Annotated in this window: 14 protein-coding genes; 6 read left to right on the forward strand and 8 right to left on the reverse strand. The window is 72.2% G+C overall.

Annotated elements, in window-relative coordinates; translation table 11 throughout:
- Positions 1-397: 397 nt before the first annotated feature.
- From ACLJPL_RS19510 to ACLJPL_RS19520, 3 genes are all read right to left on the reverse strand, one after another.
- The gene (locus ACLJPL_RS19510) at positions 398-802 is read right to left on the reverse strand and encodes a hypothetical protein (protein ID WP_411082093.1); all 405 of its coding nucleotides are present in this window, start codon (positions 800-802) and stop codon (positions 398-400) included.
- Positions 803-907: 105 nt separating this feature from the next.
- A complete protein-coding gene (locus ACLJPL_RS19515; protein ID WP_411082094.1) occupies positions 908-2,119 on the reverse strand; it encodes a pyridoxal phosphate-dependent aminotransferase in 1,212 nt (403 codons plus the stop codon).
- Between the two features lie 254 nt (positions 2,120-2,373).
- Positions 2,374-3,189 carry an arylamine N-acetyltransferase family protein gene (locus ACLJPL_RS19520; RefSeq protein ID WP_411082095.1) on the reverse strand — a complete coding sequence of 272 codons (816 nt, stop codon included), beginning with the start codon at positions 3,187-3,189 and terminating at the stop codon, positions 2,374-2,376.
- A gap of 229 nt (positions 3,190-3,418) precedes the next feature.
- On the opposite strand from ACLJPL_RS19520, the gene ACLJPL_RS19525 reads away from it, so the two are divergent.
- Entirely contained in the window at positions 3,419-3,727 is a 309-nt protein-coding gene (locus ACLJPL_RS19525; protein ID WP_411082153.1) for a winged helix-turn-helix transcriptional regulator, read from the forward strand.
- A 178-nt stretch (positions 3,728-3,905) separates the two neighbouring features.
- Here the strand turns inward: ACLJPL_RS19525 and ACLJPL_RS19530 are convergent, their stop codons facing one another.
- A complete protein-coding gene (locus ACLJPL_RS19530; RefSeq protein ID WP_411082096.1) occupies positions 3,906-4,745 on the reverse strand; it encodes a TetR/AcrR family transcriptional regulator in 840 nt (279 codons plus the stop codon).
- Between the two features lie 102 nt (positions 4,746-4,847).
- Between ACLJPL_RS19530 and ACLJPL_RS19535 the strand changes: the two genes are divergently transcribed.
- Positions 4,848-5,705 carry a siderophore-interacting protein gene (locus tag ACLJPL_RS19535; RefSeq protein ID WP_411082097.1) on the forward strand — a complete coding sequence of 286 codons (858 nt, stop codon included), beginning with the start codon at positions 4,848-4,850 and terminating at the stop codon, positions 5,703-5,705.
- Between the two features lie 52 nt (positions 5,706-5,757).
- Here the strand turns inward: ACLJPL_RS19535 and ACLJPL_RS19540 are convergent, their stop codons facing one another.
- On the reverse strand, positions 5,758-7,383 hold the full coding sequence (locus tag ACLJPL_RS19540; protein ID WP_411082098.1) for an N-acyl-D-amino-acid deacylase family protein: 1,626 nt from the start codon (positions 7,381-7,383) through the stop codon (positions 5,758-5,760).
- 77 nt (positions 7,384-7,460) lie between these two features.
- Entirely contained in the window at positions 7,461-8,762 is a 1,302-nt protein-coding gene (locus ACLJPL_RS19545) for an alanine racemase (protein WP_411082099.1), read from the reverse strand.
- Between the two features lie 139 nt (positions 8,763-8,901).
- On the opposite strand from ACLJPL_RS19545, the gene ACLJPL_RS19550 reads away from it, so the two are divergent.
- The 4 genes from ACLJPL_RS19550 (at position 8,902) to ACLJPL_RS19565 (ending at position 13,100) form a co-directional block, all read left to right on the forward strand.
- Positions 8,902-10,197 (forward strand): sugar kinase, encoded by a 1,296-nt coding sequence (locus ACLJPL_RS19550; protein WP_411082100.1) that lies wholly within the window; start codon positions 8,902-8,904, stop codon positions 10,195-10,197.
- Positions 10,194-10,958 carry an IclR family transcriptional regulator gene (locus tag ACLJPL_RS19555; RefSeq protein ID WP_411082101.1) on the forward strand — a complete coding sequence of 255 codons (765 nt, stop codon included), beginning with the start codon at positions 10,194-10,196 and terminating at the stop codon, positions 10,956-10,958. The genes ACLJPL_RS19550 and ACLJPL_RS19555 overlap by 4 nt, the downstream gene beginning before the upstream one ends.
- 7 nt (positions 10,959-10,965) lie before the next feature.
- Entirely contained in the window at positions 10,966-11,376 is a 411-nt protein-coding gene (locus ACLJPL_RS19560) for a RidA family protein (RefSeq protein WP_411082102.1), read from the forward strand.
- 248 nt (positions 11,377-11,624) lie between these two features.
- Positions 11,625-13,100, forward strand: a complete 1,476-nt coding sequence (locus ACLJPL_RS19565; RefSeq protein WP_411082103.1) for a GntP family permease — start codon at positions 11,625-11,627, stop codon at positions 13,098-13,100.
- A 170-nt stretch (positions 13,101-13,270) separates the two neighbouring features.
- On the opposite strand, the gene ACLJPL_RS19570 is transcribed toward ACLJPL_RS19565, so the two are convergent.
- Both ACLJPL_RS19570 and ACLJPL_RS19575 read right to left on the reverse strand, forming a co-directional pair.
- Positions 13,271-14,014: a hypothetical protein gene (locus ACLJPL_RS19570; protein WP_411082104.1), complete on the reverse strand. Its 744-nt coding sequence runs from the start codon at positions 14,012-14,014 to the stop codon at positions 13,271-13,273.
- A 20-nt stretch (positions 14,015-14,034) separates the two neighbouring features.
- Positions 14,035-14,667: a hypothetical protein gene (locus ACLJPL_RS19575; RefSeq protein ID WP_411082105.1), complete on the reverse strand. Its 633-nt coding sequence runs from the start codon at positions 14,665-14,667 to the stop codon at positions 14,035-14,037.
- Positions 14,668-14,776 lie beyond the last annotated feature (109 nt).

A 14,776-nucleotide genomic window follows, 5' to 3' on the forward strand; every position in this document is an offset into this window, starting at 1 on the left:
CCTTCTTTCGTCCGTGGTCAGGTCCCCCGGTCCTCCGGATAGCGGGTATGGGCCTGCCGGCGGATCTCCTCCGCCTCCCGCAACCTCGCCACCAGCCCCGCCGCCTTCCCGTGCAGCAGCGCCGACGTCGAGGGCCCCCGAGTCGGACGAGACGGGGTCGGTGCTCGTGGTGAACACGGTCCCGCTCAACTCGGCGTGCCCGGCGGCCCCTTCGAGCTGCTGCCGGGTCCGGCCCCTTCCGCCGTCAGCGCTGCTCCGACAGCCTTACGGCTCTGCGCGAAGAGGTGGGCGCCCTCGCCGCGCGGGCGGCCGAGGACGAGGACGTGCCCGGGTGCGGCTGTGGCGAGAGGTCGTGGCGCCCGGTCCGCGCGCCGAGGCGGCACGCGGACCGGGGCCGTCAGTGGGCGCCGATCAACTGCCCGGGGGCGGTGTCGGCGGTGGAGGCCAGGGCCTCGGTGTGGGCGTCCATCCGCTGCGCGGCGAGGATGGCGGCGGTGGTGTCGGCGCGGGACGCGGCCACCAGCAGCGCGCGGCCCGCGAGCGCGTGGGCGCGGCGGTGCAGGGACGCCGGGGCGGCGTCGGTCAGGGCGGCGTGCCGGGCGGGCGGTGCGCCGCGCAGCCGGGCCACCTGTTCGGCGATGCGGTCGCCCGCCGGGCCGAGACCGAGTTCGTCGGTGACGGCGAGGAGCGCGGCCAGGTGCCCCGCGAGCTGGATGTCCAGCTCCTCCTCGCGGCTGCGGTGCGGAAAGTCCGCGTCGTCGGCCGTGGTGTGGACCGATGGGGTGCGGATCGGCTCGTACATGGATGGCCTCCCGGTGATGCTGGGTGTCCATCCTACATTGGATCGAGTCTAAGTTTGTGCCCGATCCGGGACCCGATCCGGGACCCGGTACGGCGTGCGGTCGCCCTACGGCTGACCGTAACCGTCCAGGAACGACCCGATCCGGGTCATCGCGTCGGTCAGCTCCTCGGTCGCCGGCAGCGTCACCACCCGGAAGTGGTCGGGTTCCGGCCAGTTGAACCCCGTACCCTGCACGACCATGATCTTCTCGGCCCGCAGCAGGTCCAGCACCATCTGCCGGTCGTCCTTGATCTTGTAGACCTTGGGATCGAGCCGGGGGAAGAGGTACAGCGCCCCCTTCGGCTTCACGCAGGTCACCCCGGGGATCGACGTCAGCAGGTCGTACGCCACGTCCCGCTGCTCCAGGATCCGCCCGCCCGGCAGCACCAGGTCCTCGATCGACTGCCGCCCGCCGAGCGCGGTGGCCACCGCGTGCTGGGAGGGCATGTTGGCGCACAGCCGCATGTTGGCGAGGATCGTCAGCCCCTCGATGTACGAGGTGGCGTGCGCCTTCGGGCCGCAGACGGCCATCCAGCCGGAGCGGTAGCCGGCCACCCGGTAGTTCTTGGAGAGCCCGTTGAAGGTCAGCACCATCAGGTCGGGGGCCAGCGCCGCTGTGGGGGTGTGCGTCGCGCCGTCGTACAGGATCCGGTCGTAGATCTCGTCGGAGCAGACGATCAGGTTGTGCCGGCGGGCGATCTCGGTGAGACCGCGCAGCATCTCGTCGTCGTACACCGCACCGGTCGGATTGTTCGGGTTGATGATCACCAGGGCCTTGGTGCGGTCGGTGATCTTCCGCTCGATGTCCGCGAGGTCCGGCATCCAGTCGGCCTGCTCGTCGCACCGGTAGTGCACGGCCGTCCCGCCGGCCAGCGAGACCGACGCCGTCCACAGCGGATAGTCCGGAGCCGGTACGAGCACCTCGTCGCCGTCGTCCAGCAGCGCCTGCATCGACATCTGGATCAGCTCGGAGACGCCGTTGCCCAGGTAGACGTCCTCGACGTCGAGGTCGATGCCCTTGGTCTGGTAGTGCTGCGTCACCGCACGGCGCGCGGACAGCAGGCCCTTCGCGTCCCCGTACCCGTGCGCGCCCGCGAGGTTGCGCAGGATGTCCTCAAGGATCTCCGGCGGGCACTCGAACCCGAACGCGGCCGGGTTGCCCGTGTTGAGCTTGAGGATGCGGTGACCGGCCGCCTCCAGCCGCATCGCCTCCTCCAGCACGGGACCCCGGATCTCGTAACAGACATTGGCGAGCTTCGTGGACTGGATGACCTGCATGTCCGCGAGCTTACGGCGGCGTTTCGCGCGGTGCGCGGAGATTGCGCCGTCCTCGCGACCCCCGGGTCCGCGCGCCGCGACGCCCCGTCTTCCATCGGTATGCCGGCCCCGGTCCCGGACCGTGGGATGGCCCGGTCCCGGCGGCGTCGCGGCTTGGAATGGGGCGTGGGCGGCCCGGCCGGGTGAGATGCGCCACGCGGGGCCCGTGCCCGTACGGGTACGCCTAAAGGAGGGTCCCCGTCCCGGCCGCCGGGTCACTCCGGCAGCCGGGTCCCCTCGGGGAGGCGGATGCCGAAGTCGTCCCGGAGCACCTGGAGGGCCTCGTCGGGCCCGGACAGCAGCCGCTCCTTGATCGTGCCGTCGCCGGCCGTCTCCACCAGGCTGAGCCCGGAGAGCGCCAGATGGGATCCGGCCAGGGTGCGCTGCGCGTACACCGCCTTCTGGAAGGGCGAGCGCGGGTTGGTCGCCACGTGCCAGTTGATCACCTCGAAGTCCGGCGCCTCGAAGGGCTCCAGGGTGAAGCAGTACTGCGGCTCCCAGGCCCCGCCCTTCTCCGTCTGGAGCTCCCACATCTCCAGCGGCCCGTCGTTCGGGGTGTGGACCAGGCGGTGGTGGCGCGGGGTGTCCGACAGCTCGGCGTTCTCCAGCAGCTCGATCGGCTCCAGCAGCGCGCCCACGGAGCCGAACCCGACGTCCGCGAGATAGGCGTACGGCTCACCGGGCACGTCCACCCGCAGCAGCATGTGCGTACGCGGCCGGATGTCGCCCGGAGCCGCGCCCAGCAGCACCCGGGCGTTCAGCAGCGTCACGGAGAAGCCGATCTGCCTCAGGGCGGCCCACAGCAGGGTGTTGTGCTCGTAGCAGTAGCCGCCCCGCTCACCGCGTACGAGCTTGGCCTCCAGATCCGCGAGGTCCAGGGAAGGGGCCGAGCCGAGCACCGGCTCCAGGTTCTCGAACGGGATGCCCAGGGAGTGGGCGCGGTGCAGGGATCGCAGCACCTCCAGCGTGGGGCGGGGCTCACCGGTCCAGCCGATGCGGGCGAAGTAGGCGTCGAGGTCGAGTGTCGTCATACGCCGACCGTACGCAGCCGGGGCCCGACCGCGCCTCCGGCTGCGGACCGAGTCCCCCTCCGCCGGACGGACGGGGGCTCCGGCAGACGGGCCGCCCCGGACGACAGGCCCTAGGCTGCTCGAAGGGTGGTCGCCCGGTGACGGCGGGCGACCGGGCGGGGCAGGGGAGGAGCGGACGGTGCGGAGCGCACGGAGGCCGGGGGCTTACATCTGCGGGATCGACGCGGCGATGGACGTGATCGGCGGCAAGTGGAAGGTGCTCATCCTGTGGGCGCTGGACGAGAAGCCGTGCCGTTTCGGCGAGCTGCGGCGGGCGGTGCCCGGGGTGACCGAGAAGGTGCTCAGCTCCCATCTCAAGGAGCTGGAGGGGGACGGCATCGTGCACCGCGAGGAGTACGCCGAAGTGCCGCCGCGCGTGGAGTACTCGCTCACGCCGCGCGGGGTCTCGCTGAACGCGGCGCTGGCCCCGCTGGGGGCGTGGGGGCGCGAGAACGTCCTCCGCGTGCCGGAATCCATGGCTGGAAACGACCTCTTGTGACGGTCTGACGAACGGCCTCCTGTGACGGCCTGACGAACAGCCTCCTGTGACGGCCTGACAGCAGAGATGCCGGGCGGCCTGACAGCAGAGACGCCGGGCGGCCTGACGGCAGACATGCCGGGCGGCCCCGGGCTCAGGGTCGCCCGGCACGCGCCTCTGCGCCCCCGATCCCGTCCCCCTACCTCTTCTCCTGCGCTGCCACCGCCGCGTCGATCCCGTCCAGCAGGATCCCGAGCCCCACCCGGAACGTCTCCCGCGCCTCCCGCTCCGGATACGGCATCGCGTCCGGGCCCTCGCCCGCCGCCCCTTCGCCCCCGCCGCCTCCCGGATACGGCTCCGGAGGCTCTTCCCGCTCCAGCCGGATCACCGCCGGGAAGCGCTCCGCGAAGTCCGGGACCAGCTCCGTCAGGGCGGCCGAACGCGCCGCCCGCCACTCCGCGTCGGAACTGCCGGTCGCCGCAGCGGCCAGCCGGGCATCGGCCACCGTCCGCGCCGAGCCCCGCACCAGCGGGAACAGCGTCCCCACCAGCCGCCGCACCGTCCGCGCCGCCAGCCCGGTCGCCCCGAGCAGCCGGACGAGCGTGTCCAGGTTCGCGTACTCGTGCGGGCCCAGCACCGGCCGGGCCTGCGAGACCTGGAGCGCCCAGGGGTGCCGGACGTAGAACTCCAGCACCTCCCCGGCCCACGCGGTGAGCGGTACCCGCCAATCGTCCGACTCCGGGTACGCCGAGGGGAGTTCGGCGTGCACCGCGTCGTACATCAGGTCCAGCAGCTCGCTCTTGCCCGGCACGTGGGTGTAGAGCGCCATCGCGGTCCGCCCGAGCCGGTCGCCGACCGCACGCATCGACAGGGTGGCCATGCCCTCTTCGTCCGCGACCGCCACGGCCGCCGCCACGATGGCGTCCACGCTCAGCCGAGGCTTGGGCCCGGGGCCGCCGCGCGGTGGGGCGGCGGCCTCCGCGCGCCACAGCAGGGAGAGGGAGCGGCGGGCGTCACCCTGCCCGGCGAAGACCACCACTTGCGACTCCTTACGCCATAAAGTAACTTCGGTCGAGTAATTCTTTACGACGTAAAGATACCAGCGATGTCCGGGACATCCGGAGGATAGGGGCGCGGACTCATGGGTCACGCCATGCCGGTCAGCCATGTGCGGGTCACCGGGACCGAGCGGATCACCCCGCGCACGGCCCGGGTCACCTTCACCGGGGATGCGCTGCCCCGCCTCATGGAGGACCGCCCCGACCAGCAGATGAAGCTGTGCCTGCCGCGCGAGGGGCGAAGCCTGGAGGAGGGGCTGCTGCCGGAGCAGGACGCCGAGGACGCGTACGGCATGCGCTGGTACGAGGCGTTCCTCGCGATCCCGGAGCCGGTGCGGCCCTGGATGCGCGGCTTCACCGTCCGCTCCTACGACCGCGCGCACAACGTGATGGCCGTCGACTTCGTGCTCCACGGGGACGGCGGCCCTGCCTCGCGCTGGGGTGCGGCAGCCCGGCCCGGTGACGTGCTCGGCATGGTCGGCCCGTCGTCCCTCTACGCCCGCCCGCTGCCGACGACTTCGGCGGGGATGCTGCTCGCCGGGGACGAGGCGGCGCTCCCGGCCATCGCCACGGTGCTGGAGGCGCTGCCGGCCGGGACCAGGGCGCTCGTGTACGCGGAGGTCGCGGACGCGGCGGAGGAGCGGGAGCTGCCGACCGCCGCCGGCGGGACCGAGGTGCGCTGGGTGCACCGGGACCGGGGCGGCTCGCTGGTCGCAGCCGTACGGGAGGCCGGGGCGGACCTCGACGGGGTGGGCGCGGCCTGGGTGGCGGGGGAGGCGTCGGCGGTCCGGGCGCTTCGTCGCCATCTGGTGGGGGAGCGGCAACTGCCCAGGAGCGCCGTCGAGTTCAGCGGCTACTGGCGGCGCGCCCTCACCCAGGACGACGCCCCCACCGAGGAGGACCTCGCCTGGGCGGCGGAACGGGCCGCCGACTCGGGGTGAGGGGCCCGGCGTCGGGCCGCCGACTCCGGGTGAGGGGCCCGGCGCGTGTCCGTCAGGTCGCTTGAGCCCCCGTGCCCCGGATGGCCCGGCCCGCCAGCACGTTCGTCCGCTCGCCGTCCTCGATGACGAACCGGCCGTCGATCAGGACGTGCGGGATGCCCACCGGCAGCCTGCGCGGCTCCTCGAACGTCGAGCCCGCCGCCACCGTCGCCGGGTCGAAGAGCACCAGGTCCGCGCGGTAGCCCTCGCGCACCAGGCCCCGGTCCGCCAGCCGCAGCCGGGCGGCCGGGCGCGAGGTCAGGTGGGCGACGCACTCCTCCAGCGAGAGGATGCCCAACTCCCTCACGTACCGGCCCAGATACTGCGGGAACGTGCCGTACGCCCTCGGGTGCGGCTTGTCGCCCTGGAGGATGCCGTCGCTGCCGCCGGTGTGCACCGGGTGGCGCATGATCTGCCGGACGTTCTCCTCGTGGCCCACGTGCTGGAGGATCGTCGTCCCGAGCCGGTCCTCGGTGAGCAGCCGGCGGGCCGTCACCCAGGGCCCCTCGCCCCGCAGTCGCGCCGACTCCGCCACCGTACGGCCCACGTACTCGGCCAGGTGCGGGGCGCTGACGCCGGAGATCTCGATGGTGTCCCACTCGATCGGCACCCCGTGGCAGCCGTCCGAGCCCAGCACCTCCAGGTGGTGCCGTATCCTCTCCGCGCTCTCCGCGTCCGCGAGCCGGGTCAGGACCGACTCCGGACCGCCCTCGCCCGCCCAACTCGGCAGCATCGCGACCAGGGTTGTGCAGCCCGGGGTGTACGGGTAGGTGTCGAGCGAGATGTCGGCCCCGGCGGTGAGTGCCCCGTCGAGCAGGGCGAGGAGGTCCGGGGCCTTCCCCTTGTTCACGCCGAAGTTCATGGTGGCGTGGGCGAGATGGAGGGCGCAGCCGGCGTTGTGGGTGAGCTGCACCATCTCCTCGTACGCTGCCAGCGCGCCCGCGCCGTAACTGCGGTGGTGCGGGCAGTAGTAGCCCCCGTGGCGGGCCACCACCCGGCAGAGATCGGTGAGTTCGGCGTCGTCCGCGTACATCCCGGGGGTGTAGGTCAGCCCGGACGACATGCCGACCGCGCCCTCCCGCATGCCCTGGTCCACCAGCTCCCGCATCCGGGCCAGTTCGGCTTCGGTGGCGGGGCGGTCCTCCCAGCCGACCGCGTGCATCCGGACCGTGCCCTGGGGGATGAGGTAGGCGGCGTTGACGGCGATGCCCTCGCCGCCGAAGTTGCGGTCCAGGCGGTCCAGATAGCCGCCGACCGTGCGCCAGTCGAAGTCGATGTCGGAGCCGTCGCCGTTCCAGCCGGTGATGGAGCGGCGGACCTTGGCGAGCGTGCGGTCGTCGACGGGGGCGTACGACAGGCCGTCCTGGCCCAGCACTTCGAGCGTGACGCCCTGCGCCGCCTTCGCGCGGTGGTCCGGGTCGCGCAGCAACGCCAGGTCGCTGTGGGCGTGCATGTCGATGAAGCCGGGGGCCAGCGCGAGCCCGTCCGCGTCGACCGTGCGGGTGGCGGTGGGACGGGGGCCGGGGGAGCCCTCGCGGTGGATCTCGGTGATCCGGCCGCCGTCGACCGCCACATCGGCGCGGTGGGCGGGCTCGCCGGTGCCGTCGACGACGAGCGCGTCGCGCAGGACCAGGTCCATGGGTGGCCTTTCAGGGGGCGGGGAGTCGGAGGCCCGGAGCGGAGGAATCGGCGGCTCGGGGCGGGGGAGTCAGCGGGTCAGAAGAACGTGCGGATGTAGTCGCTGACCGTGCCGTCCGCGTCCACCAGCGGGATCAGCTGCCACTTGTCGAAGCTGGTGCAGGGGTGCGAGAGGCCCATGCCGACCCAGTCGCCCACCTCCAGCTCGGCCCCCTCCTCCGTACGCACCCAGGTGTGCTGGTCGGAGAGGCCGGTCACCGTGATCCCGGTGGCGGGCCGCACCGAGCCGTCCCGGGCCGAGCGGACCACCTGCGCCTCGGGCAGGTCCAGGTCGTACGCCGCGTCCCGCTTGCCCGCGTTCAGGAACGCCTGCTCGCCGGTCGGGCGCGAGACGACCTGGGCCCAGAGGCGGAAGGCGGGCTCCAACGCCCCTTCCTCCGGGACGCGGTTGAACGGGGTGAGGTGCTTGTAGTGCCCGTCGTCGTGGGACACGTACGCACCGGAGCGCAGCAACTTCAGTACGGGGAGGCTGAGTTCGCCGGTCTCCGCGAAGACGTCCGCGACCGCGTCGAACCAGGCGCTGCCGCCCGCGCTGATGACGATCTCGTCGGCCTGGGCGAACCGCCCGGCCCCGTCGAAGTCGGCGGCCAGCGCGACGAGCCGCCGCAGCCACTCCCGTACGCGCTCGGGGTCGGCGTCCGGCACCTCGCCCTCGTAACCGGCCACGCCCACCAGGCGCAGCGAACCGGCCCCCGCCACCGCGTCGGCCACCGCCGCGCAGTCGGCTTCCGTACGGGCCCCGGTGCGCGCGCCCTCGCCCGCGCCGAGCTCCACGACGACGTCGACCGGGCGGGTCGCGCCGGCCGCGCTCAGGGCCGCCTCCATCAGTTCGACGCCGCGCACGGAGTCGACGTAACAGATGAAGCGGAACCCCGGGTCGGCCGTCATCTCGCCGGCCAGCCAGCGCAGCGCCACCGGGTCGACCAGCTCGTTGGCGAGGAAGATCCGCCCGATCCCGTACGCCCGGTACACGCGCGCCTGGTGCGGAACGGCGGCCGTGATGCCCCACGCGCCGCGCTTCAGCTGGTCCGCGAAGAGCTGCGGGGACATCGAGGTCTTGCCGTGCGGGGCGAACGCGAGGCCGTGGCGTTCGGCGTACGTCTCCAGCAGGGCGAGGTTGTGCTCGACCGACTCGGCGGAGAGGGCGAGCACCGGGGTGGTGAACCCGCCGGTGAAGAGGTTGCGGCGCTCGGCGGCCAGGGTGCCGACGGTCAGGCCCTCGGCGTCGGGCGGGAGCGCCTTGAAGCGGTGGTCGACGCGTTCTTCGGCGAGGCCCGCCGTGCGGGAGGCGGTGGGGGCGGTGGGGCGTTCGGCTGCCAAGGGGAGCTCCTCGAAGTCAGTTGCAACATATGCAACACCCATTGCGTATATCGCTCAACGCTGTCTAACATCCGAGCCGATGCCCGGTCAATGGTGACCACCGGCCCGCACGCCGATCAGCGAGGAGCCCTCAGTGCCCGTGCCCGGACCCGCAGCAGGGACGGCCCGCGCCGCCGCGACCACCGACGTCGTCTGTCTCGGTGAGTCCATGGTGACGTTCCTGCCCTCGCAGCCCGGCCGCCTCGCCGATGTGCCGTCCTTCGGACGGGGAATCGGGGGAGCCGAGTCCAACGTGGCCTGCGCGCTCGCCGCCGCCGGGCACCGGGCGGCCTGGGTGGGGCGGGTGGGCGCTGACGGCTTCGGCGACCACCTGGTCGAGACGATCGCGGGGTACGGGGTCGACACGTCGGCCGTCCGCCGCGATCCGGCCCGGCCCACCGGCGTCTACTTCCGTACGGCGACGGACCGGGGGGCCGGCGCCCACGAGGTGGCGTACTACCGGGCGGGGTCGGCGGCGTCCGCGATGTCGCCGTCGAACATGCCGTACGAGCACCTCTTCGCGGGGCGGATCCTGCATCTGTCCGGCATCACGGCGGCGTTGTCGGGCGACTGCCTGGCGCTGCTGCGGGACCTGACCGCGCCCCGGGCGGGCCGCCCGCTGGTCTCCTTCGACGTGAACCACCGGCCGCATCTGTGGCGCGGCGGTGATGCTTCCGTGCTGCTGGAGCTGGCGCGGCGGGCGGACCTGGTGTTCGTGGGGGAGGACGAGGCGGAGGAGGCGTGGGGGATCGTCGGCGCGGAGGCGATCCGGGCGGCGCTGCCGGAGCCGTCCGTGGTGGTGGTGAAGCGGGGGAGCGCTGGGGCGACGGTGTTCTCGGGGCGCGGCTCCGGACCCCGCTCCTCGAACGGCGGAGGGGCGGCCACCGAGGGCCCGGGAGGCACGGAAGACGCCGGAGGCACGGCGGGCGCGGCAGGCACGGCAGGTGCGGAAGGCACGGCGGGCGCGGAAGGCACGGCGGGCGCGGGTGGCGGCGCTGCCAACGAGGGCCCGGGAGCTCCCGCGGCTCCGGCAGCCCACGCGGCTCCGGAAGCCCCCGCAGCCCCCGCGGCCACCGGCTCCGGGAACGCCCCCGACACCGTCACCGTCGTGCCCGCCCTCCACGTGGACGTGGTCGCGGCGGTCGGGGCCGGGGACGCGTTCGCCGCCGGGTTCCTCTCCGCGACCCTGCGCGGACTGCCCGTACGCGACCGGGTCCGGCACGGGCACCTGATGGCCGCCGCCGTCCTCACCGTCCCCGGCGACCTCACCGAGCCGCCCGCCCGCGACCACGCCGACCGCCTCGCCGCCCTCGACGACGACGCCTGGGGGAGACTTCGTCTCGGCCCCGGCTGGACCGCAGCCGACCGGGCCCCCGAGGAGGTACGCACGCCATGAGCCAGACCGTCGACCGGGCACTCAGCATCCTGCCGCTGCTCGCCCAGGGACCCGCCGACCTCGGCCAGGTCGCCGAGCGGCTCGGCGTCCACAAGTCCACGGCGCTGCGCCTGCTGCGTACGCTCCACGAGCACGGGCTCGTCTACCGCCAGCAGGACCAGCGCTACCGCCTCGGCGCCCGGCTGTTCGCGCTCGCCCAGGAGGCCGTCGAGAACCTCGACGTACGCGAGATCGCCCACCCCCACCTGGTCGAACTGAACGACCGGTGCGGGCACACCGTGCACCTGGCGGTCTACGAGGAGCAGGAAGTCCTCTACATCGACAAGGTCGAGAGCCGCTACCCGGTCCGGATGTACTCGCGGATCGGCAAGCCCGTCGCGATCACCGTCGCGGCCGTGGCCAAGCTGCTGCTCGCCGACCTCACCGAGCCCGAGCGGCGCGCGATCGCCGAGAAGCTCGACTACCCCATGTACACGTCCCGTTCGACGCCGCACGCGGCTGCCTTCCTCAAGGAGCTCGCCGTCGTCCGCGAACAGGGCTGGGCCACCGACCTCGGCGGCCACGAGGAGTCCATCAACTGCGTCGGCGCCCCCATCCGCGGGGCGGACGGGCGCGTCGTCGCGGCCATGTCGGTGTCCGCACCGAACGTGGTCGTCACGGCCGAGGAACTCCTCACCCTCCTCCCGCTGGTCCGGCGCACCGCCGAGACCGTCAGCCGGGAGTACTCCGGATCCGGCACCAACCGACCCAAGAAAGTCTGATTCAGCCATGACCGACAAGACCGCGCTCACCCCCTCCACCCACACCACCCCGCCCGCGAAGTTCTCGCACGGCGTGAAGAAGGGGAACATCCTCCAGGTCGCCGGCCAGGTCGGCTTCCTCCCCGCCGTGGAGGGCCAGGCCCCCACCCCGGCCGGCCCCACCCTGCGCGAGCAGACCCTCCAGACCTTCGCCAACGTCAAGGCGATCCTGGAGGAGGGCGGCGCGAGCTGGGACGACGTGATGATGATGCGCGTCTACCTCACGGACGTGGACCACTTCGCGGAGATGAACGAGATCTACAACGCGTACTTCGCGGAGCAGAACCTCAAGGAGGCCCCCTCGGCGCGTACGACGGTCTATGTCGGGCTGCCCAAGGGGCTGTTGATCGAGATCGACGCGCTCGCGGTGCTGAGCTGACGGCCCTGGCCTCGGCTTCCGCTTCGGCTTCGGCTCCCGCCCCGGCTTCCGCTTCGGCCCCGGCCCCGGCTCCCGCCCCGGCCCCCGCTCCGGCCCGGGCCCCGGCTTCACCGAAGGTCCTGCCGCACTGATCGCCTTGCTCCACCCGCAGCAACTCTTCAACTCGCCGTACGGCACGGCGCCCCGTTCCCCGGGGGCGCCGTGCCGCGCTCCGCCCTGCCCTCCCTCCAGCACCACCGGAGTCCCCCATGCCGCTCGCCGCCACCCCACCGCCGGTCGAGACCCCGCCGCACACCGGTGGTCTGCTCCTCCTGATCGACGGCACCGCCGGTCTGCTGACCGTCGCCGCCCTCGGTATCGCGCTCCTCCTCTTCCTGATCATCAAGGTCAGACTCCAGCCGTTCGTCGCCCTGCTCGCGGTCTCCATAGCCGTCGGCCTCGGCGCCGGGCTCTCGGTCACCGAACTCTTCGGCACCGTGCAGAAATCCGCCGCCGTCTCGGTCATCGAGTCCGGGATGGGCGGCATCCTCGGCCATGTCGCGATCATCATCGGGCTCGGTACGATGCTCGGCGCGATCCTCGAAGTCTCCGGCGGGGCCGAGGTGTTGAGCGCCCGCCTGCTGAACCTCTTCGGGGAGAAGCGCGCCCCGCTCGCGATGGGCCTGACCGGCCTGGTCTTCGGCGTCCCGGTCTTCTTCGACGTCGGCATCTTCGTTCTCGCGCCGATCGTGTACGCGGCGGCCAAGCGCTCCGGAAAATCGATTCTGCTCTACGCGATGCCGCTGCTGGCGGGCCTGTCGATGACCCACGCGTTCCTGCCGCCGCACCCGGGCCCGGTGGCCGCCGCCGGACTCTTCAACGTGTCGCTGGGCTGGGTCATCCTGATGGGCGTCCTCGTCGGCATCCCGTCCGTCATCGCCGCCTGGGTGTACGCCGCCTGGATCGGGAAGCGGATCTTCGTCGACGTACCGCAGGACATGGTGGAGGCCGCGGCGGAGGCCAAGGAGGCCGTCGCCGCCGAGCAGCGGGCCGCCGGGGCCACCCCCCACGAGAAGCCGGTCCCGCTCGCCACGGTCCTCGCGATCATCGGGACGCCGCTGATCCTGATCCTGGCCGCGACCTTCTCCTCCATCGCGCTGAACCCTTCGACCCTCCGCTCGGTCGTAGAGTTCTTCGGCAACCCGTTCGTGGCCCTGACGATCGCGCTGTTCCTCGCGTACTACCTGCTGGGCATCCGCCGCGGCTGGTCCCGCAAGTCCCTGGAATCGGTCTCCACTTCCTCGCTGAAGCCGGTCGGCAACATCCTGCTGGTGGTCGGCGCGGGCGGCGTCTTCGGGGCCGTGCTCAAGGGCAGCGGCATCGCGGACGCGCTGGCCGACACCTTCAACGACGTGGGCCTGCCGGTGATCCTCCTCGCCTGGCTGATCTCGGTCGTCCTGCGCGTCGCCCAGGGCTCGGCCACCGTCGCGATCGTCACCACGGCCGGCATCGTGGTCCCGCTGGTCGAGGGCCAGGACCTGTCACAGGCGCACCTCGCGCTGATCATCATGGCGATCTCGGCGGGCTCGATCTTCGCCTCGCACGTCAACGACGGCGGCTTCTGGATGGTGTCGAAGTACTTCGGCATCTCGGAACGCGACACGCTGAAGTCCTGGACGGTGCTGGAGACGGTGCTGTCGGTCGCGGGCTTCGCGGTCGCGGCGGCGCTCAGCCTGGTGATCTGAAGCCCGCCGCCGACGTCGACGGCCGGAGGCGGGGGCGCACGGCCGGGGCGGGCACCGGCCGTGCGCGGCGGACTGAGGTCGACGCCGGGGCGGACGCCAGTGGGCTCAGGTCGACGGCCGGGGCGGACGCCGGTGGGCTCAGGTCGACGGCCGGGGCGGGTCGGAGCCGACTATCCGCAGGTGGAGGCCAGAGACCTGGCGGCGGGCGCCTTCTCCCGGTCCGCGACGGCGGGGCGCACAGCGCGCAACGCCGACACCAGGGCGTCGGAGTCCTTTCCGGCCAGCTCGTCCTCCAGCCTGGGCTCCGGATCGTCGGAGTCCGACACAGCGGCGGCCTTCCCCGCCGACTGCTCCTCCCCCTCCATCTCGCCCTTCCCGATGGTGTCGTCGTCGTAAGGCACCGTGCTTCCCTCGCCGAGCCCCATCCAGCGGGCGGGCTCCTCCGCGTCGCCCTCCGAACACTTGGCGCCCTGCCAGGCCAGCGCGATGATGTAGCGATGTCCCAGCTCGATCCGGGGCCTCTCGGTGAGCGCGAACTCGGCGCGGTTCCCGACGTCGCCCCCCTCGAAGACCCAGCCCGACGAGTTCCGGGGCCAGGACGCGGGTGCGGGCTGGGCGGCGTCCGCCCTGGACCACAGCACCTTCTCGACCTTCATATGCACTTCGCGGCCTATGATCCCCTCCCCGCGATCGATCTCGGACTGGTCCGGAGCCAGTTCCTTCTCGCTCGTGGGGGTGGCCACCACGACGTGATCCGCGTAGGTGACCCAGTCCTGGGCCGTCCGGCTGGGCATCAGGTCCTTGCCCTCCCCCTTGACCGGATCCGGTGCCGGCTCGCCGCCGCCGCATCCGGCCAGCAGAGCGGCACAGGCGACGGCGCTCAGAGCGAAGGAAAGGCGCCTACGGGCTGTCATCGCTACTCCTGCGTCCCTCATCAGTAATTCCCGTTGATGTTGCTCACGTTATTGCTGCCGAGCGTCGCGTTGTAGCCTTTGGCGATCATGCAGCCGAGCCTCGCGTCCTCTCGGTCCAGCATCGGGTAGGCGTTGTTTCCGTGGAGCAATCCGACCGCGTGGCCCATTTCGTGGCAGGTGATGCTGGGGTCGTAGGTCCCGTTGCCCCGAATGCGTATGACTTGCTGATCGCATCTGTTGCCCGAAACCGGGTCGTCGCACCACGTCGTCCCGGCGGCGTCGTCGGAGACCCCCTTGGACCCTTCCTGCCAGACGACGTCCGTCTCCGCGCTTCCGGAGAACGTGGGCGTGCTGTCGTACTTGATCACCAGGTCGGTCGGCGAGTACTGGCTCTTCAGCATGTTCGTGACGATCGTACGGTCGACCGCCTCCAGCTTGAACTCACCGCTGCTGTCCATGTAGTACGTGACGTCCTTGTTGTCCGTCTGGCACACCGCTCCCTTCTTGCAGGGCTGCGGGTACTTGACGGTCGGCGCCAGGTTGTCGGTCACGGCAGCCGCTCCGGCCGCGCCCACGGTGAGGAGGAGCGCGCCTCCCAGGGCGCCGAAAAGCTTGCTCTTGAAGCCGCGTGAGCGTTGTTCGTTGGATCGCAAAACTTCCCCCGGTCGGAATGAAGAATCCCCGAAAGAGGGGGTTCGAGTGAATCTGACGTGCCGACGATATGGTGCCGTTTTCGTTCGGGCAGCGTAGCGCTGTGCATTT

The sequence above is a fragment of the Streptomyces sp. cmx-18-6 genome (genome assembly GCF_046548915.1).
Lineage (GTDB): Bacteria > Actinomycetota > Actinomycetes > Streptomycetales > Streptomycetaceae > Streptomyces.